The 18,227-nt window shown below is 75.3% G+C and carries 13 protein-coding genes; 2 read left to right on the plus strand and 11 right to left on the minus strand.

Annotation, left to right across the window (positions count from 1 at the left end):
* Positions 1–40 precede the first annotated feature (40 nt).
* From nudC to Q1A09_RS04065, 5 genes are all read right to left on the minus strand, one after another.
* Complete coding sequence (gene nudC / locus Q1A09_RS04045) at positions 41–1,006, minus strand: NAD(+) diphosphatase (protein ID WP_299952197.1); 966 nt, start codon at positions 1,004–1,006, stop codon at positions 41–43.
* On the minus strand, positions 1,003–2,373 hold the full coding sequence (locus Q1A09_RS04050) for a pitrilysin family protein (protein ID WP_299952198.1): 1,371 nt from the start codon (positions 2,371–2,373) through the stop codon (positions 1,003–1,005). Before Q1A09_RS04050 ends, nudC begins: the two co-directional genes overlap by 4 nt.
* The gene (locus Q1A09_RS04055) at positions 2,370–3,680 is read right to left on the minus strand and encodes a pitrilysin family protein (RefSeq protein ID WP_299952199.1); all 1,311 of its coding nucleotides are present in this window, start codon (positions 3,678–3,680) and stop codon (positions 2,370–2,372) included. Before Q1A09_RS04055 ends, Q1A09_RS04050 begins: the two co-directional genes overlap by 4 nt.
* A 280-nt stretch (positions 3,681–3,960) precedes the next feature.
* On the minus strand, positions 3,961–4,893 hold the full coding sequence (locus Q1A09_RS04060; protein WP_299952200.1) for a DUF2510 domain-containing protein: 933 nt from the start codon (positions 4,891–4,893) through the stop codon (positions 3,961–3,963).
* Between the two features lie 19 nt (positions 4,894–4,912).
* Positions 4,913–6,334, minus strand: a complete 1,422-nt coding sequence (locus Q1A09_RS04065; RefSeq protein ID WP_299952201.1) for a M20/M25/M40 family metallo-hydrolase — start codon at positions 6,332–6,334, stop codon at positions 4,913–4,915.
* 61 nt (positions 6,335–6,395) lie between these two features.
* Here Q1A09_RS04065 and Q1A09_RS04070 point away from each other — a divergent pair, with 61 nt between their 5' ends.
* Entirely contained in the window at positions 6,396–7,277 is an 882-nt protein-coding gene (locus Q1A09_RS04070) for an alpha/beta fold hydrolase (RefSeq protein ID WP_299952202.1), read from the plus strand.
* Positions 7,278–7,680: 403 nt separating this feature from the next.
* Positions 7,681–8,163 (plus strand): hypothetical protein, encoded by a 483-nt coding sequence (locus tag Q1A09_RS04075; RefSeq protein ID WP_299952203.1) that lies wholly within the window; start codon positions 7,681–7,683, stop codon positions 8,161–8,163.
* Positions 8,164–8,214: 51 nt separating this feature from the next.
* Here Q1A09_RS04075 and Q1A09_RS04080 read toward each other — a convergent pair whose 3' ends face one another.
* The 6 genes from Q1A09_RS04080 to moeZ form a co-directional block, all read right to left on the minus strand.
* Positions 8,215–11,559 (minus strand): ATP-dependent DNA helicase, encoded by a 3,345-nt coding sequence (locus Q1A09_RS04080; RefSeq protein ID WP_299952204.1) that lies wholly within the window; start codon positions 11,557–11,559, stop codon positions 8,215–8,217.
* On the minus strand, positions 11,556–14,780 hold the full coding sequence (locus Q1A09_RS04085) for an ATP-dependent DNA helicase (protein ID WP_299952205.1): 3,225 nt from the start codon (positions 14,778–14,780) through the stop codon (positions 11,556–11,558). The genes Q1A09_RS04080 and Q1A09_RS04085 overlap by 4 nt, the downstream gene beginning before the upstream one ends.
* 39 nt (positions 14,781–14,819) lie before the next feature.
* On the minus strand, positions 14,820–15,182 hold the full coding sequence (locus Q1A09_RS04090; protein WP_299952206.1) for an MGMT family protein: 363 nt from the start codon (positions 15,180–15,182) through the stop codon (positions 14,820–14,822).
* Positions 15,152–16,165 (minus strand): hypothetical protein, encoded by a 1,014-nt coding sequence (locus Q1A09_RS04095; RefSeq protein WP_299952207.1) that lies wholly within the window; start codon positions 16,163–16,165, stop codon positions 15,152–15,154. Before Q1A09_RS04095 ends, Q1A09_RS04090 begins: the two co-directional genes overlap by 31 nt.
* Positions 16,166–16,261: 96 nt before the next feature.
* A complete protein-coding gene (locus Q1A09_RS04100) occupies positions 16,262–16,849 on the minus strand; it encodes a TIGR03086 family metal-binding protein (RefSeq protein ID WP_299952208.1) in 588 nt (195 codons plus the stop codon).
* 118 nt (positions 16,850–16,967) lie between these two features.
* Positions 16,968–18,128 (minus strand): adenylyltransferase/sulfurtransferase MoeZ, encoded by a 1,161-nt coding sequence (moeZ, locus tag Q1A09_RS04105; RefSeq protein ID WP_299952209.1) that lies wholly within the window; start codon positions 18,126–18,128, stop codon positions 16,968–16,970.
* Positions 18,129–18,227: the final 99 nt, after the last annotated feature.

Consider the following 18,227-nt stretch of genomic DNA (forward strand, 5'->3'; position numbering starts at 1 on the left):
CCGCGAGCCTGCGAGCGGTGGGGGGCGGCGGGGTCCTTCGTCAGGAGAACTCGCCGGCCACCCAGCGGTCGATGATGTGCCGGGCGATGGAGACCGTGGGCGGCAGCGCCTGCGGCCCGGTGCCCGAGCGCAGCTCGTCCCGGGTGAACCAGCGGGCCTCCTCGATCTCGTCGTGGTCGACCTGCAGGTCCTCGCTCGTCGCCCGGGCCACGAAGCCCAGCATCAGCGACTGCGGGAAGGGCCACGGCTGGCTGGAGACGTACCGGACGTCGGTGACCGGGAGGCCGACCTCCTCGGCCACCTCGCGGGCGACCGCCGCCTCGGCGGACTCCCCCGGCTCGACGAAGCCGGCCAGGATGGAGAACCGGCCCGCCGGCCACACCGCCTGCCGCCCGAGCACGCACCGGTCGCCGCCGTCGTGCACGAGCATGATCACCGCCGGGTCGGTACGCGGGAAGACCTCGCGGTCGCTCTCCGGGTCGTGCTGCACCCAGCCGGCGCGCGCCATCGTGGTGGCGGCGCCGGTGATCGGGGAGAACCGGTTGCGCTCGTGCCACTCGATGATGCCGACGGCCTGCACGAGCAGACCGGCGTCCAGGTCACCGAGGTCGGCACCGAGGTCGCGCAGGCCGGCCCAGCTGTCGACCGGGCTGCCGCCGACGGTGAGCGTCCGCGGGCCGCGCAGCGCGGCGTAGGGCACGCCGTCGGCCTCGCCGAGGTAGATGGCGCCGTCGGGGAAGAACGGCTGCTCGTCGTACTGCAGCTGTGGGCCGTCGGGCCCCTCGTGCACCGGCACCGTGCGCCGTTCGTCGACCAGCAGCACCCGCACCGGCCGGCCCTGCGCCGGGTCGGGCAGCGAACGGGCCAGGTGCCCGCGGTCGTGCGCCGTGCGCGACAGCAGCGGGACGTCGGTGACGGTGCCGGCCTGCCGGTCCTCGGGCCAGTCGCCCCGGGCCGGGGGCGGCGGGTTGTCGGCCGGGGTGCTGCCGCCGGGTGGGACGGTCACGCCTGGTCGGCGGCGGGCGCGGTGACCTCGACCGGCCCGAGCACCCGGAGCTGGTCAGCGACCTCCTCGGCGTCACCGACCACGACCGCGGTCAGCCCGGCCGGAGCCAGCCAACGGCGCGCCGCCTCGGTCACCTCGTCGATGGTCACGGTGGCCAGGGCCCGCTGGTGCTCGGCGAGCCAGTCGGCCTGCAGCCCGGCACCGAACAGCGCCGACAGCGTGCTGGCCAGGCCGGCGTGCGTCGACGTGCCCAGCGCCAGCGTGCCGAGCAGATACCTCCGGGCGGAGTCGAGTTCGGCCTCGGTCACCGGGATCAGCGCCATCCGGCCCAGCTCGTAGACCGTCTCCAGCAGCGCCGGCCCGGTCACGCCGGTGGCGACGTCGGCCTCGACGGTGAAGGAGGACCCGGCCATCAGGTGCTCGACCCCGCTGCGCGGGCTGTAGGTGTAGCCACGGCGCTCGCGGATGTTCTCCACCAGCCGGGAGGAGAAGTAGCCGCCGAACACCATGCTGGCCAGCCGCAGGGCCGGCAGCTGCGGGTCGGTGCGCCCGGGTGCCGGGCCGCCGAGCCGGACGTTGGACTGCACCGCACCGGCCCGGTGCACCAGCTCCAGCGGGCCGGGGACCAGGGTCGGCACGGGCGCGGCGGTGACGGCCTTGCCCTCGGCCACCCAGCCGGCCAGCGCGGCGCCGACCACGTCGGTCGCGGCGGCCGGGTCGACGTCGCCGACCAGGACCAGGGTGCTGCCGGCGGGCAGCACCCGGTCGCGGTGCAGCTTGCGCAGCGCGGCGGGGGTCACCGCGGCGACCAGGTCGGCGGCGGGCAGCTGCTGGGCGTAGGGGTGCGCCCCGAACCGGCGGGCGGCCAGGGCGGACCGGGCGATGACGCCGGGCTGGGACCGGGCGATGCCGATCCGTTCGACGACCCGGGCCCGCTCGGCGTCCACCGGCCCGGCCGGGTAGGTGGCGGCGGTGAGCAGCTCGGCCACCAGACCGAGCACGGGGGCGAGCCCGCCGGGCAGCATCGTGGTGGACAGCAGCATCCGGTCGGCGTCGGCGGAGACCGACAGCTCGCCACCGTGGCTCTGCAGCAGCTGGGCGATCTCCAGCTGGTCGCGCCCGGCGGTGCCGAGCAGCAGCCCGCCGGTCAGCACGCTGGTGCGCGCGGCGTGCACGGCAGCCTGACGCGGCGCGGAGGCGGCGAAGGGCACCCGCAGCCGCATCTCCACCAGCGGCACCCCGGGACGGGGCACGACCACCAGGCGCAGCCCGTTGGGCAGCGTCGTCCGGTGCACCTCGGGGACGGGCATCGGCCGGGGCTCGCCCAGCGGCGGGACCAGGGAGAGGTCGAGCACGGGGGCACTCATCGGGCAGCTCCGGTCGCGCGCAGTTCGAGGATGGCGGCGGTGTCCGGCGAGAGCCCGCGGGCCGCCGCCTGCACCTGCTCGGGGGTGACCGCGGCCAGCCGTGCGGCGAGCTCGCCGGCCAGCTCGGCGCGGCCGTGGATCAGCTCGGCGGAGGCGAAGCCCAAGGTGCGGCCGAGCACGGAGTCGGCCTGCTGGAGCAGCTGCGCCTCGGTGCGGGCGGTGACCCGGGCGAGCTCCTGGGCGGGGACGCCGTCGGTGGCGACCTTGTCGACCTCCTCGTGCACCGCGGCCAGCACCCGGTCGACCGGCACGTCGGCCGGGTGGTGCACCTGGCTGACCAGCAGCGTGGCGTCCCGGACGTCGAAGGGGTCGCCGAACAGGCCGAGGTAGCTGCTCTGCGCCACCGCCAGCCGGTCGGTGTGCAGCAGCCGGCGCTCGAGCCGGGAGGCGTCGCCCTCGCTGAGCAGCTCGGCCAGCAGCACGGTGCCCAGGTAGGTGTCCAGGTCACCGACCGGGTCGGGCACCCGCCAGCCGATCGCGACCGCGGGAGCAGGGGCGAGCCGGTCCTCGACCACGCCGCGGCGGACCGTGGTGGGCGAGGGCTCTCCGACGACCGGGGTCGGCGGGGCCGGGCGGGCCGGCACCTGGTCGAACCAGCGGCGCACGAGCGCCTCGGTCTCGGTGACGTCCAGGTCGCCGCCGATGCAGAGCACCGCGTTGGCCGGGGCGTAGTAGCGGGAGAAGAAGTCGGTGGCGTCGGCGACGGTGGAGGACTCCAGGTCGACGAAGGAGCCGTAGCCGTCGTGGGTGTTGGCGAAGCTCTCGAAGGCGACCTCGGGCAGCTGCAGCCACGGGAAGGCGCCGTAGGGCCGGTTGAGCACGTTGACCCGGATCTCCTCCTTCACCACGTCGATCTGGTTGCGGAGGTTCTCCTCGGTGATCGCCGGGGCGGCCATCCGGTCGGCCTCGAGGAAGATGGCGCGCTCCAGCGCCTCGGCGGGCAGCGCCTGGAAGTAGTTCGTGTAGTCCTGGTGGGTCGACCCGTTGAAGGTGCCGCCGGCGGCCTGCACGAGGCGGGCGTGCTCCATCTTCGGGACGTTCGCCGACCCCTGGAACATCATGTGCTCGAAGAGGTGCGCGAAGCCGGTGCGGCCCGGCGGCTCGGAACGCATGCCGACGTCGTAGAAGACGCTGACGGCGACGACGGGGACACTCCGGTCGGGCGCCAGGACCACGCGCAACCCGTTGTCGAGCGTGAACCGCTCCACCGGGTGCCGCAGGACCAGGTCACCCTGAGCTGCTGTCACACGACCGACCCTAACCGCGCCGCCCGACACGCCGTGGAGCGGTTCCCCCGGAGGAGCGACCGACCTCCCGAGCACGGGGCAGGTTCGAACGGCGAGTGACGCCCGGAGGGTGCGCGCGGAGGACGGTGAGCGGGCACCCGTCGCGCTACGGACCTCCCGAGCGACAGCGAGGTCGGGTCGACGAGTGGGGCCCGGAGGGCTCCGCGCAGGAGGCCCGGGAACGGCTCAGCGCAGCCGGGGCACGGCTGTTGGCCGCGGTGCGATCCGGAGGATCGCCATGTCACAACACGTCGACGTCGGCGAGCACGCGGTCGATCACGCCGTAGAGCTCGGCGTGGGTGTTGGGGATGGACAGGTAGAGCAGTGCGGGCGCCGGCCGGCCGACGTCGATGAGCAGCAGCGCAGCCCGTTCGCCGGTGGCGTCGTAGCCCGCGGCGTCCCAGGTGAGGTCGAACTCGACCACCCAGGCCGCGGCCCCGTCGACGGTCAGCGCCTCGTCGCGGCGCACGGTGCGTTCGTTGGGCTGCGGGTAGTACAGCTGCCGGACCGAGTCGGCCACCGCCTGCGTCGTCCCCTCGAGGGTGCCGGTGCCGCCGCCCCAGCCGTAGCCCTCGGCCAGCGGGCCGGACGTGCACTGGCTGATGAAGGATCCGGCACTGCCCGGCAGCTCCTCCTGGGTGACGAAGTACTGCCCGGCGGTCTCGGTGGTCTCCCACTGCACGCCGCGGTCCCACTCGTACCAGCCGTCGCCGAGGAACGGGTAGGAGATGCCGGCGGCCTCGTCGATGATCCGCACAGTGCCCGGCGGGAAGGTGCTCCTCGGCTGCGGAGGCGCCACGATCGGCGGGTCGTCGTCCTGCGCCGTCGTCCCGGTCTCCGGGGTGCTGCTCCCGGTCAGCGCGGCGACGAGCACCAGCAGCGCGACGACCACCAGACCGCCCAGGCCGAGCAGCAGCGCCGTCCGCCGGCGGGGGCTCCGGGGCGGGGCGGGCTCAGGGCTGCCCCAGGCGTCCCAGGCCGCCTCGGCCCGTGGCGCGGCCGACGGCTCGAAGGCCCGGCCGACGGACACGCCCGGCCCGGCGGGGGTGGTGACGTCGGACCAGGCCCGGCCGTCCCACCAGCGGACCAGGCCGGCGCCGCCGTCCGGGTCGGGGTACCAGCCGGGCGCGGGCAGAACCTGCTCCCCCGGCGTCCCCCAGCCCGGTCCGCTCATCTCCTCGACCCGACCCGGCTCAGCCCGTGGTGGGGCGGACGGCGGCCAGCTCGCGCCACAGGTGTGCGGTGGCCTCCGCACCCCGGTAGAGCATCGGCAGCAGCACCCGCTCGTTGGGCGAGTGGATCCGGTCGGTGGGCAGGCCGGCGCCGAGGAAGACCAGCGGGGCGCCGAGCTGCTCGGCGAGGTCGGCCTCGGGGCCGCTGCCGCCCTCCTTCATGAACAGCACCTGGTCGGCCTGGCTGTCCCAGGCCTGCGCGATCGCGGTGAGCAGGGCGTCCATGTACGGCGAGTCCAGGTCACTGGCGCACGGGGCGACACCGCCGGCCGGGACGTGGACGTCGGCCTCGATGCCCGCGGGCAGGTTCGCCTCGACCCATGCCTGCACCATCGGGCCGATCTCCTCCGGCCGCTGGTCGGCGACCAGCCGGAAGGTGATCTTGGCGTGCGCCTCGGCCGGGATGATCGTCTTGTGGCCGGGACCCTGGTAACCGCCCCACATGCCGTTGACCTCCGCGGTCGGCCGGGCGCCGATCCGCTCCTGGGTGGAGAAACCGGCCTCGCCGGCGGTGGTGCGGGACGCGGCCGGGCCGGCCAGCCACGCGGCCTCGTCGAACGGGATGCGGCCCATCAGGTCGCGCTCGCGGTCCGACAGCGGGCGGACGGCGTCGTAGAACCCGGGCAGGGTGACCTTGCCGTCGGCGTCGTGCAGCGAGGCGACCAGCTCGGCGAGGGCGTGCAGCGGGTTCGGGACGGCGCCACCGAAGGAGCCGGAGTGCAGGTCGACCGCCGGGCCGCGCAGGGTGATCTCGGCGTCGGCCAGCCCGCGCATGCTGGTGACGGCGCTGGGCAGGTGCGGGGCGGCCATGCCGGTGTCGCTGACCACCACGACGTCGCAGTCGAGCCGGTCCCGGTGCTGGCGCAGCAGCTCGGCGAAGTAGGGCGAGCCGGACTCCTCCTCACCCTCGATGACCATCTTGACCGTGACGGCGGGGGTATCCCGGCCGGTGGCGGCCAGGTGGGCGCGCATGCCGAGCAGGTGGAGGGCGACGTTGCCCTTGTCGTCGATGGCGCCGCGGGCGTGCAGCTCGGGGCCGTCGGGGGTGTCGACGCGGGTGGGCTCGAACGGCGGGTGCTCCCACAGCTCCATCGGGTCGACCGGCTGGACGTCGTGGTGCCCGTAGACCAGCGCGACCGGAGCGTCCGCGTCGGCCGACGGCCACTCGGCGAAGACCGCCGGCGCACCCTCGGTCTCCCAGATCTCCACGGTCGGGAAGCCGGTGCGGCGCAGCGCCTCGGCCAGCCACTCCGCGCTGGCCCGGACGTCGGCAGCGTGCGCCGGGTCGGCGGAGATCGACGGGATGCGCAACCAGGCGTCCAGGTCGGCGTGCAGGTCGTCGAGGTGGGCGGTGACGAAGTCGCGTTCGGCGGAGCTGCTCACGGTGCGAACGGTAACCCGCGCTGCCGGGCGGGCCCGGCGGGGAGCGGGCTAGGTTGCCTGCATGGCCGTGGGGATGCTGCAGGTGGACGTCGGCGACCTGACCTTCGACGTCCGGACCGACGGACCGGAGGACGGCCCGCCCGTGCTGCTGCTGCACGGGTTCCCGGAGACGTCGCTGAGCTGGTCGGCGGTGACGCCGCTGCTGGCCGAGGCCGGGTTGCGCACCTACGCCCCCGACCAGCTGGGCTACTCCCCCGGCGCCCGGCCCGGCGAGGTGGACGCCTACGCGCTGCCCAACCTCGTGCAGGTCACCGCCGACCTGATGACCGCGCTGGACGTGCCGGTCGCCGACGTGGTCGGGCACGACTGGGGCGCCAACGTCGCCTGGGGCCTGGCCGCCTGGCACCCGGACCGGGTGCGCACGCTGACCGCCGTCTCGGTGCCGCACCCGACGGCCTACACGCTGGCCTTCCGCGCCGATCCGGAGCAGAAGGAGCGTTCGGCCTACATCAAGCTCTTCTGGCAGGCCGGCAAGGCCGAGGAGGTGCTGCTGGCCGACGGCGCCCGGCGGCTGCGGCGGATGCTGGACGCGCCGGGGGTGCCGGCCGAGGCGGTGGACGTCTACGTCGAGCAGCTGTCCGCGCCGGGCGCGCTGACCGCCGCGCTGAACTGGTACCGGGCGATGAGCTCGTCGACCCCGGTCGACCCGGTCGAGGTGCCGACGACCTACGTGTGGAGCGACGGCGACGTGGCGGTCGGCCGGACCGCCGCGGAGGCGTGCGCGGACCAGGTGACCGGTGACTACCGCTTCGTCGAACTGCCCGGGATCACGCACTGGGTGCCCGAGCAGGCCCCGGAGCAGGTGGTCCGGGCCGTGCTCGACCGGGTAGCCGGTGGGCCGCGGCTGACCCCGGCCGCCGGACTGCACACCCCGCCCAGCTGAACGGCCAATCGTCAGCCACCGCTCGATGGATGGGTTCCCGCTCACCCGACTCACCACCCAGTCGTCCGGATAGTCGCGAAATGACCTTGCGCTCGTCACCGTCGGGTGCTGACCGGCCCATCGGGCGCGCTCGGGGCCGACCACGTGACCAGCGGTGGGGTCCGGACGGCGCACGCCAGCTCAGGGGCACTACGCCCGGCACGTCCACGACCAACCTCTTGGGAGGACGTGGCTCCAGCACTGCACCCCTTTGAGGCATTGCTGCGGGTGCGCAGCAGGGGAACCCCTTCAAGAGTCCGATCACCCAAGCGACAAGCGAACCTCACGCAAGGCCGCCTTCCGACGACCGGAAGCCGCCCCGGGGGTCGTGCACCTCTTGATGATCGCGATGGGAGCTTTACCGATGGTCATCATCGCCGCACTGGTGACTGCTACCGCAGCCGTCCTTGGCTTCCTGGTCAACGGATCGCTAAATCGGGCAACCGAGAAACGTCGTGTGTGTGCGGAAGCACTGGTGTGCGTTGAGCGGTACGTCCAGCTACCGCATACGTTCGCGCGGCGCGCCAACAACAAGCCTGAGACGCTTCAAGAACTCGGCACCCTATTGGCGCAGGTCCAGATAGACATGGCCTTCCACAAGCGGTGGCTGCAGTTGGAGGACTCGAAAGCGGCCAATGCGTACGTGGCCCTGTGCGACAAATACGAGGCCAAGTGCGCTCTCTTTCGCCAGCAGGCCCTAACCCAACCCCCCGTTGGGGTCGAAGTCCCTCGCGACCACTTCAAGGGCTACTTGGCCGAAGGCGAGTGGGCCCAGTGCCTCGAAGAAATGCGCCGCCACGTGCAGCGCCCGAAACTCGCCTTCTGGCGGATCGAACGCGCTCTCTGACTCGAGCTCAGAGCCGTCAGCGCTGGTCGTCTCCTCGCCTGCGTCAACCAGTCAGGTGCCCGCTACCAGGGCCATGAGGCCGGCCTCGTCGAGGAGGTCGACCGGGCGCAGGGTGCGGTTCGCGGCGACGTGGTGGAAGCCGGCGCTGACCCGCTCGACCGGCACGCCGGTCAACCGGGACCAGCCCAGCCGGTACGCGGCCAGCTGCACACCCGCCGCAGCCAGTTCGGCCGCCCCCGGCACCGGGCCGGTCTTCCAGTCGATGACCTCGTAGCCACCGTCGGGGGTGGCGTAGACCGCGTCGATCCGGCCGCGCAGGGTCAGCGGGCCCAGCGGCGTCTCGAACGGTGCCTCCACGTCGACCGGTTGGCGGTCGGCCCACTCCCCGGCCAGGAACGCCGCCTGCAGTGCGGTGAGCGCTTCGTCGGGAGCCGCCGCGGCGTCCCCGCTGCCGGGCAGCTCGTCGAGGTCGATCAGCCGGGAGACGCCGAACCGCTCCTCCAGCCAGGCGTGGAACGCGGTGCCCCGCCGGGCCAGTGGGGCGGGCGCGGCCGGCATGGGACGGCGCAGCCGGCGGGCCAGCTCGCCGGGGTCGCGGCGCAGGGCCACCAGCGCCGACACCGACAGGTGCGCCGGCAGCGGCACGTCGACGGTGCCGCGGGAGTGCTCGGCCCGCTCGCGCAGCAGCAGGTCGGCGTCCCGCAGCCAGTCGGCGACCAGCGGGTCGTCGGTGGCGCCCAGCGCCTCGGCGGTGAGCGGGTGCGGCCGGCTGGCGGTGACCAGCTCGGCGGCGGCGGTCAGCGCGCGCCGGCGTCCGGAGGACAGCGGGTCGGTCGGCCAGACCCCGATCGGCCACTCGGCCAGCGCGGGGTTCTCCGCGTCGTCGGCGGGCGGGTCGGCCCAGGCGTCGACCACCCCGGCGCCGTCCTCGCAGGTGTCCTTCACCGCGAGCAGCAGGGACGACGGCCCGCAGACGGTCTTGCCGTCGCGCCACCAGCTGCCCGAGCACAGCAGCAGGTGCTTGGCCCGGGTGACCGCGACGTAGCCGAGCCGGATCTCCTCGGCCAGGCCGAAGTCCTTCCACTCGGCGACGTAGTCCTCCAGCGCGTCGCGGACCGCGGCCTGGTCACCGGAGCCGGGCACCGGCAGGTGCAGCCGGGGCAGCTCGGCGCGGTCGGTGGTACGCAGGTCGACCGGGACGGCGCCCGGGTCGCGGATCCAGGAGTCGGAGGCGTCGCCCTTGGCGGGGAACTGCCCGACGGTCAGGCCGGGCACGGCGACGACGTCCCACTCCAGACCCTTGGCCGAGTGCCCGGTGAGCAGCTGCACCGCCTCCGGGTTGACCGCCACCTCGCCCGGTTCCAGGCCTCGCTCGCGCACCTCGGCGTCGGCCAGGTAGCCGAGGAAGGCGGGCAGCGAGGGCAGCTCGGCGAGCTCGCTGAACTGGGCGGCCACCTCGTGCAGCGCGTCCAGGTGGGTGCGGGCACCGCCGGGGGTGACGTCTGGGTGGCTGGCCAGCTCGGTCTCCAGGCCCAGGCTGCGCACCACCTCGTCGACCAGGTCGGGCAGCGACTCCCCGAGCCGGGTGCGCAGGGCGGCCAGTTCCCGGCCCAGCCGGCGGAGCCGCTGGTGCCCCTCGGCCGAGTAGGCCTCGGGTCGGCCGAGGTCGTCGAGTGCCTCGACGATGCTGCCGCGTTCCCGGGGCGGCGTGGGCGCCGCCGGTGCGCCCGGCTCGGGCGGGGTGGCGTCCTCGACCGGGGCGGGCGCGGACCGCTCCCGGACCAGCGCCCGCGACCGCGCCTCCAGGGCGGCGAGGTCGCGGGGGCCGATCCGCCAGCGGGCGCCGGTGAGCAGCCGGCCGAGCGCATCGCCCGCGGTCGGGTCGACCAGCACCCGCAGGGTGGCGACCACGTCGGAGACCTCGGGCACGTCGAGCAGGCCGCCCAGCCCGACGACCTCGACCGGGAGCCCGCGGGCGCGCAGTGCGGCGGCGATGCCGGGCAGCTGGGCCCGCCGCCGGGCCAGGACGGCGATCGTCGGCCGCTTCGCCGGCGCGCCGGGGCCGGCGTCCTCGTCGCCCTTCCAGCAGCGCTCCAACCGGTCGGCGAGCGCCTCGGTCTCCTCGGCGACGGTCTCGTAGAGCCCGACGTGCACCGCGCCGGAGCCGGCCACCGGCGCAGGCTGCAGGTCCGGCAACGGCTGCTCGGGCTCGGGCAGCGCGGCGGCGACGGCGTTCGCGACGGCCAGCACGGAGCGGTCGTTGCGCCAGCTGGTCGACAGGGTCAGCCGCTCGGCCGGACGGTCCGGCGTGCCGGGGAAGGTGCGGTCGAAGCGCTCGATGGTGCCCGCCGAGGCGCCGCGCCAGCCGTAGATCGACTGCCGTGGGTCGCCGACCGCGAGCACCGGGTGCCCGCCCGGGCCACCGAAGAGGGCCTCCAGCATCCGTAGCTGGCCGACGCTGGTGTCCTGGTACTCGTCCAGCAGGACGACCCGCCACCGGGCCCGCTCCCGCCGCCCGACCTCGGCGGAGGTGACCGCGACGCGGGCGGCATAGGCGACCTGGTCGGCGTAGTCGATGGCGCCGGCCGCGCGCTTGCGGGCCTCGAAGGCCTCGACCATCGGCAGCAGGGCGACCCGGGCCCGCTGTCGCGCCAGCATCTTGAGCACCTCGGCGTACGGGCCCTTCTTCCTGCCGGCGTCGGGGTAGCCGGTGAGCTGGGCCTCGAAGCGCGCCGTCCAGGTGCGCAGCGCCGCCGGGGTCACGTCGTGCTCGCCCAGCTCGGTGGCCAGCTGGAGCACGTCCTCGGTGGTGGTGACCAGGCCGAGCGCGACGTCGCTCATGTCGCCGGTGTGCCCGGCCACCGCGGTCGCCGCCTGCCCCCAGCACATCGCCGGCCCGAGCACCCCGGAGCCGGGCTCCACGCCGATCCGTAGCCCGTGCTCGGCGACGATCGAGGCCGCGTAGCCGTGGTAGGTCGCCACCGTGGGCGCGGCGACGGCGAGCCGCTCGCGCAGCGCCGGGTCGGTGTCGGGGTGCTCGGCCAGCGCGCCCAGGCGCAGCCGCACCCGGGCGTTGAGCTCGCTGGCGGCCTTGCGGGTGAACGTCAGCCCGAGCACCGCCTCCGGGGCGACCAGTTGGTTGGCCACCAGCCAGGCGACCCGGGCGGCCATCGTCTCGGTCTTGCCCGACCCGGCGCCGGCGACGACGACCAGCGGCCGGTCGACCGGGGCGGACACCACACCGGCCTGTTCGTCCGACGGCGCGTAGGACAGCCCGCAGCGGGCGGCGACCTCGGCCGGGGTGAGCAACCGCGGCGGCTCGGGAGCCACCACCGGCACCATCCCGGGCAGGTCGAAGCTCAGCTGGCCGTCGGCGGCGGCCGCCCGCGGCGTCACCGGGTCACCTGCCGGCCGGACTCCTGCATCGGGCAGCTGCGCCGGAAGGCGCACCGCTCGCAGTCGGTGTCGGTGCGGGCGGTGAAGGACGCCGCCCCCATCCCCTCGCCCACCTCGGCGATCAGCTCCCCGGCCCAGGTCTGCCGCGGGTCGACGTCGGCCGGCAGCGGCGACTGCGCGTGTTCCTTGGCGGACTTCTGCGCGCCGCCCACCTGCAGCAGCGCCGCCCCGCCGGTCGCCGTCCCGTGGTCGGCGAAGGCGCCCTCGGTGACCGCGAGCTGGTAGGCGGCGAGCTGACCGTGCTCCTCCACCGCCCGGGGTGCGGTCTTCCCGGTCTTGAGGTCGACCACGACCAGCCGGCCCTCGGCGTCGCGCTCCAGCCGGTCGACCTGGCCGCGCAGCCGGGCCCGCCCGACGGTCACGTCGAAGTCCTCCTCCGCGGCGACCAGCTCCCGGTCGGCCCGGGCGTGCCAGGCGAGGAACTTGGTCAGCATCTCCTGGGCGCGTTCGCGCTGCCGCTGGTCGACCCAGCCCGGCCCGAGGTCGAGCCCGTCGAGCTCGACGTCCAGGACGGCGGGGGCCTCGGCGGGCGGCAGCCCCTCGGCCACTTGCTGGGCCACGTCGTGCACCGCCGAGCCGACCGTGCGGGTGGCCTCCGGAGCCGCCTCCGCCCCGACCGCGCCGAGCACCCAGCGCAGCGGGCACCGCTGGAAGGTGTCGATCGCCGAGGGGCGCACCGGCACCACCTCGGCCGGGTCGACCAGCGGCGCGTCGTCGGAGAGCGGGGCCAGCCCCCACCAGCCGGCCGGGTCGGCGCCGGGCACCCGCTCCTCGGCCAGCCGGCGCAGCACCGCCGCCGCGCTGGACCGCCGGGCCGGCGGCGTCTGCGGATCGGTGAGGTGGCGGCGCAGCTCTGCCACCAGCGCCGGCAGGGTGAGCTGGCGGGGCAGTGGGGTGTGCGGCCGGACGCCGTCGCCGTCCGCCGGCGGCGCAGCGACCAGGTCGAGGAAGCGCGAGGCGGTGGCGCCGGCGTCCCCGCCGTCCAGCGCGCCGTCGACGGCGGTGACCAGCAGCCGGCGGCGGGCCCGGGTGCAGGCCACGTAGAACAGCCGCCGCTCCTCGGCCAGCGCGTGGGTGCGCCGGTCCAGCGTCGCCGGGTCGGTGCCGCCGGCGGCGTCGACCAGGTCCTCGGCGCCGAGCAGGCTGGCCCGGCTGCGCAGGTCGGGCCACACGCCCTCCTGCACACCGGCGACGCAGACCAGGTCCCACTCCAGGCCCTTGCTCGCGTGCGCGGTCAGCAGCCGCACCGTCTCGCCCATCTGCGCGCGGGCCGCGCCGCTGTCACCGGGCAGCTGCTGCGCGCCCAGGTGCTGCACGAACGCGGCGACCCCGGCGTGCGGCAGCCGGTCGACGAAGCCGGCGGCGGCGTCGAACAGCGAGACGACGGCGTCGAGGTCGCGGTCGGCGACCGCGCCGGTGGGCCCGCCGGCCGCACTCGCCCGCGCCCAGCGGTTCGCCAGCCCGCTGGCCTGCCACATCGCCCAGAGCACGTCCTCCGCGGTGCCGTCGGTGGCCAGCGCCAGCCGGCCGGCCGCCAGCACCGCGGACACCCGCAGCGCCGGCCGGGCCATGTGCTCGGGCACCGCATCCAGCAGGGTGCGGTCGGCGAGCAGGGTGGCCAGTGGGGCGCCCCGCACCGCAGCGTCCTCGCCCCGGTCGGCCATCGCCCGCCGCGCGGCCCGCCGCAGCCGGCGCAGGTCGAGCACGGTCGCGTTGCCCAGCGGGGAGGCGAGCAGCGCCTCGGCACCCGCCTCGTCGAGACCGGCCTCGCTGTCGCCGGCGGGGGTGCCGGCGGCCGGTGGCAGCAGCGCCGTGAGCGCGGCCAGCAGCGGCTGCACGGCCGGCTGCCCGGCCAGCGCCACGTCGTCGGCGGAGACTGCGACCGGCACGCCGGCCTGGGTCAGCGCCCGGCGCACCGGGCCGAGGCCGGCCGCGGCCGACCGGACGACGACGGCCATCTGCGACCACGGGATGCCCTCGAGCAGGTGCGCCCGGCGCATCGTGTCGGCGAGGAAGGCCGCCTCCACCGCCGGGGAGTCGAAGACGTGCACCTCCGCCGCGCCCGGGTCGATGCCCGCGCCGGGCTCCAGACGGCGGTGCTCCCACGGCCCGGGCAGCCCCTCGGCGACCCGGCGGCTGACGGTCAGCAGCTCGGCACCCGAGCGGCGGCACACCCCCAGCGACAACCGGGGTGCCGGGCGGCCGTCGCGCTGCCGGAAGCGGGTCGGGAAGTCGATGATCCCGCGGGGCTCGGCGCCCCGGAAGGCATAGATGGCCTGGTCGGGGTCACCGACGGCGACCAGGTTGCCGCCGCCGCCGGCGAGCAGCTCGACCAGCTCCACCTGCGCCGGGTCGGTGTCCTGGTACTCGTCGACGAACAGCCAGCCGGCCCGCTCCCGCTCGGTGCGCAGCAGCTCGGCGTCGTCCCGGAGCTCGTCGATCGCGGTGCGCACCAGCTCGGCGGGGTCGTAACCGGAGGCCCCGCCGCGGGTGATGGTCTGGAACCAGGAGACGTCCTGGTACTGCCGCAGGAAGTCCGCCGCGGCCTCCCAGTGCGGCAGCCCGCGCTCCCTGCCCCAGGCGGCCAGCCGGCGGCTGTCGATGCCCCGCTCGGTGGCGCGCAGCAGCAGGTCGCGCAGCTCGCCGCGGAAGCCCTCGGTGCCCAGGGCGGCGGCGAGGTCGGCCGGCCAGCGGACCGCGCCCTCCTCGTCGGCGTCCCCGCGCAGCAGCTCGGCGACCACCGCGTCCTGCTCGGCGGAGGTGAGCAGCCGCGGCGCCGGCTCACCGCGCAGCACCGCCGCCCGGCGCAGCACGCCGAAGGCGTAGGAGTGGAAGGTGCGGGCGACCGGTTCGCGGATGGTGCGGCCGACCCGCGCGGTGATCCGGGTGCGCAGCTCGGCGGCGGCCTTGCGGCTGAAGGTCAGCACCAGCAGCCGTTCGGGGTCGGCGCCGGCGTCGATCCGGGCGGCGACCGCCTCGACGATCGTGGTGGTCTTGCCGGTGCCCGGGCCGGCCAGCACCAGCAGCGGCCCGCCGCGGTGGTCGACCACCGCCTGCTGGGTCGGGTCGAGCCGCGGCCGGACCACCGGCACGGCCTCCGGCTGCACCAGCCGGTAGACCGGTGCCGTCTCGACCGCTGCGCTGCTCGACTCCCCCCGCACCCCTCGATGAGACCACGGGGGGACGACAGTCCCGGTCGCTCAGCCGTCCGCGTCGGGCCAGCCGACCGCTGCCAGGTCCACCCTGGAGCCGCGCAGCGGCACGCCCTCCCCGGCCAGCAGCTCCAGCTGGCGCACCCGCACCGGCTCGGCGGCCGTGCCGTCGGCCCGCACCACGCGGTGCCACGGCACGGCTGCACCGCCGCCGGAGAGGGCGCGGGCGACCCGCCGGGGCCCCACCCCGACCAGCCGGCCGATCGCCCCGTAGGTGCTGACCCGCCCGGGCGGGATCGCCTCCACCACGTCGTAGACGGCCTCGTCGACGTCCGCCGGATCCGGTGGACCGGTCGTCCCGCGCTCCTGGTCGATGACGGTCAGCCCTGGAAGAAGCTGTTCTCGGTCCACCACGCGTAGAGGGCGCTGACGTCCTCCTGGGTCGTGCCGGGTGCGCTGATCAGGCCCTCGGTCAGGAACTCGTCGTCGGTCCAGGCGATCTGCACGATCCCGTCGCCGATCGTGCAGGCCACCAGTCCGCCGGTGACCCCGTCGATGGTCCACTCGCCGTAGCCGAGGGCCGTGGAGCAGTCGTCGTCCTCGCTGAGCGCGGTCAGCCCGGCGCCGCCGGTGTCGGCCTGGAAGACCGCGTCCAGCGTCGCGACGTCGGGGTAGCGGTGGAAGACCGCCTCCGCGGCGCCCGGCTGGGTCTGCGACGCACCGCACGCCGCGGCGGCCACGTCGCCGTCCCCGGCCAGCGGCTGCTCGACGCAGTCGACGAAGTCGCTGGGCAGCTGGGCCAGGAAGTCCTCGGCCGCCGGGGCGGCCGGTGACTCCGGGGCACCCGAGGACGACGGCGCCGGCTCGCTGGACGAGGGACGGGACGGCGCGGAGCCCGTCCCGCCGGCCGTGGTCTCCTCGTCGTCGCCGCCGAGGGTGAGCACCAGGGCGATCGCGACCACCACGACGAGGGCGAGCGCGGCGACCGCGGTGATGACGGTGGTCCGCTTCCCGCGGCGGTCGGGGCCACCCGGCCCACCCCAGCCCGGACCGCCCGGGTACGGCGGCTGTCCCGGCACCCCGAAGCCACCGACCGGGGTCGGGGGGCCGTCCTGCCGCGGCGCGCCGCCCCAGCCGGCGGGCTGACCGGGCTGCGGCCCCCACCCGCCGGGCGCCGGCGGCTGACCCGGCTGCTGTCCCCACCCGGCCGCGCCGGCCGGGGGCTGCCCCCAGCCTCCCGGACCGGACGGCTGACCGGCCGGCGGCGCCCAGCCACCCGGCCCGCCGGGCTGCCCCCAGACGCCCTCGGGCTGCTGCGGGACCTGCCCCCAGCGCCCCGGTTCGGGCTGCCCCTCCGGGCCGTGCGGCGGGTTCCCCTGCGGGGGCTGGCTCATCGTGCGACCTCCGACTCGACTGTCCGGGGAGGGAGCCTAGGGGTCACGGCTCGACGGAGGGCGGGTCCCCGCGGAACCGGCGCGTGGACGGCGGGTTCAGCCGCGGCGACCGAACCGGGCCAACAGCCTCGTCTGCAGGTCGGCACCCGGCGGCACGTCCAGCGGCGCGGCGAACAGCCCCGGGACGCCGTCCTCGCTGAGGTGGGACTCGGCGTAGCGGAAGGCGGTGGCGACCAGCTCCGGGTCCAGGTCGGTGTCGCCGTCCACGGCCCGGGCGAGGTCCCAGGCGTGCACGGTCAGGTCGGCGGTCATCTCGGTCAGGTACTCCGCGGCGCGCGCGGGCCCGGAGGAGAGCTGCACCGTGCGGTCCGGCGAGGAGAGCCCGGCCCAGGCGGTCAGCGCCTCGTCGGCAGCGGTCTCCCAGGCCAGCAGGGGGTCCCCGCCCAGCAGTTCGTCCGGGTCGGTGGGGATGCGCGCCGCGACGGCGTCCACCGGCTCACCGGCCAGCAGCGGCGCGACCCAGAGCTGTTCACCGGTCAGGTGCGCGACCAGGTCGGCGACGCTCCAGTCGGGCAGCGCGGGGGCGTCCCACTCCCCCGGCTCGACGGCGTCCACCCGGTCGGTGAACTGGGCCTGCGCCCGCTGGAACAGCAGCAGCAGGTCGGCGTGACTGGGCTGTGGCATGCCATGAGTAGAACGCAGCAGGGGCCCGGGACGCCGATCGGCGTCCCGGGCCCCGGGCCGGCCTCGTCTCAGGGTCCCGTGGCGCGCGGAGCGTGTCGCGGGGGGAGACGAGGTCCTTTCAGTACGTGGGCAGCGCCTTGTCGATGCGGGTGGCCCACGCGGTCACGCCGCCCTGCACGTGCACGGCGTCCTTGAACCCGGCGTTCTTCACCGCGGCCAGCGCCTCGGCGGAGCGGACGCCGGTCTTGCAGTGCAGCACGATCGGCTTGTCGTTGGGCAGCTGCGCCAGCGCCCGGCCGGAGAGGATCTCGTCCTTGGGGATCAGCGTCGCGCCCGGGATGGAGACGATCTCGTACTCGTTGGGCTCCCGGACGTCGATCAGCTCGAAGTCCTTGCCGGCGTCCATCATGTCCTTGAGCTCGTCGACGGTGATCGTCGAGCCCGCGGCCGCCAGCTGGGCCTCCTCGGACACGACGCCGCAGAACGCCTCGTAGTCGATGAGGCCGGTGATCGGCTCGCCCTCCGGGTCCTTGCGCACCTTGATCTCGCGGAAGGTCATCTCCAGGGCGTCGTAGACCATCAGCCGGCCCAGCAGCGTCTCGCCGATGCCGGTGATGAGCTTGACCGCCTCGGTGGCCTGGATGGCGCCGACGGTCGCGCAGAGCACGCCCAGCACGCCGCCCTCGGCGCAGGAGGGCACCATCCCGGGCGGCGGCGGCACCGGGTAGAGGTCGCGGTAGTTGGGCCCGTGCTCGTTCCAGAACACCGAGACCTGACCATCGAAGCGGTAGATCGAGCCCCAGACGTAGGGCTTGTCCAGCAGCACGCAGGCGTCGTTCACCAGGTAGCGGGTGGCGAAGTTGTCGGTGCCGTCGACGATCAGGTCGTACTCGCCGAAGATGTCCAGCACGTTCTCGCTGTCCAGCCGCGTCTCGTGCAGCCGGACGTCGATGAGCGGGTTGATCTCCTTGATGGAGTCCCGCGCGCTCTCGGCCTTGGACCGGCCCACGTCGGACTGCCCGTGGATGATCTGGCGCTGCAGGTTGGACTCGTCGACGGTGTCGAACTCGACGATGCCCAGGGTGCCCACGCCGGCCGCGGCCAGGTACATGAGCACCGGCGACCCGAGGCCACCGGCACCGACGGCGAGCACCTTGGCGTTCTTCAGGCGCTTCTGCCCGTCCATCCCGACGTCGGGGATGATCAGGTGGCGGCTGTAGCGGCGGACCTCGTCGATCGACAGGTCGGCGGCGGGCTCCACCAGGGGGGGCAACTGCACGGCGCGCTCCTCACACTGCTGCGGTGACAGGGCTGACCGGCTCCAGAGGCCGGGGTCCTGGACTGCGCAACAGCGTGACACGCGGTGGTGATTCCCACG

It is taken from the genome of uncultured Modestobacter sp. (genome assembly GCF_947486615.1).
Taxonomy (GTDB): Bacteria; Actinomycetota; Actinomycetes; order Mycobacteriales; family Geodermatophilaceae; genus Modestobacter.

Excerpts from the sequence above, each read along its gene's own strand:
- Q1A09_RS04050 (WP_299952198.1), bottom strand. The coding sequence starts at position 2,373 with ATGAGTGCCCCCGTGCTCGACCTCTCCCTGGTCCCGCCGCTGGGCGAG.
- Q1A09_RS04060 (WP_299952200.1), bottom strand. The coding sequence starts at position 4,893 with ATGAGCGGACCGGGCTGGGGGACGCCGGGGGAGCAGGTTCTGCCCGCG.
- Q1A09_RS04070 (WP_299952202.1), top strand. The coding sequence starts at position 6,396 with ATGGCCGTGGGGATGCTGCAGGTGGACGTCGGCGACCTGACCTTCGAC.
- Q1A09_RS04075 (WP_299952203.1), top strand. The coding sequence starts at position 7,681 with ATGGTCATCATCGCCGCACTGGTGACTGCTACCGCAGCCGTCCTTGGC.
- Q1A09_RS04095 (WP_299952207.1), bottom strand. The coding sequence starts at position 16,165 with ATGAGCCAGCCCCCGCAGGGGAACCCGCCGCACGGCCCGGAGGGGCAG.
- Q1A09_RS04100 (WP_299952208.1), bottom strand. The coding sequence starts at position 16,849 with ATGCCACAGCCCAGTCACGCCGACCTGCTGCTGCTGTTCCAGCGGGCG.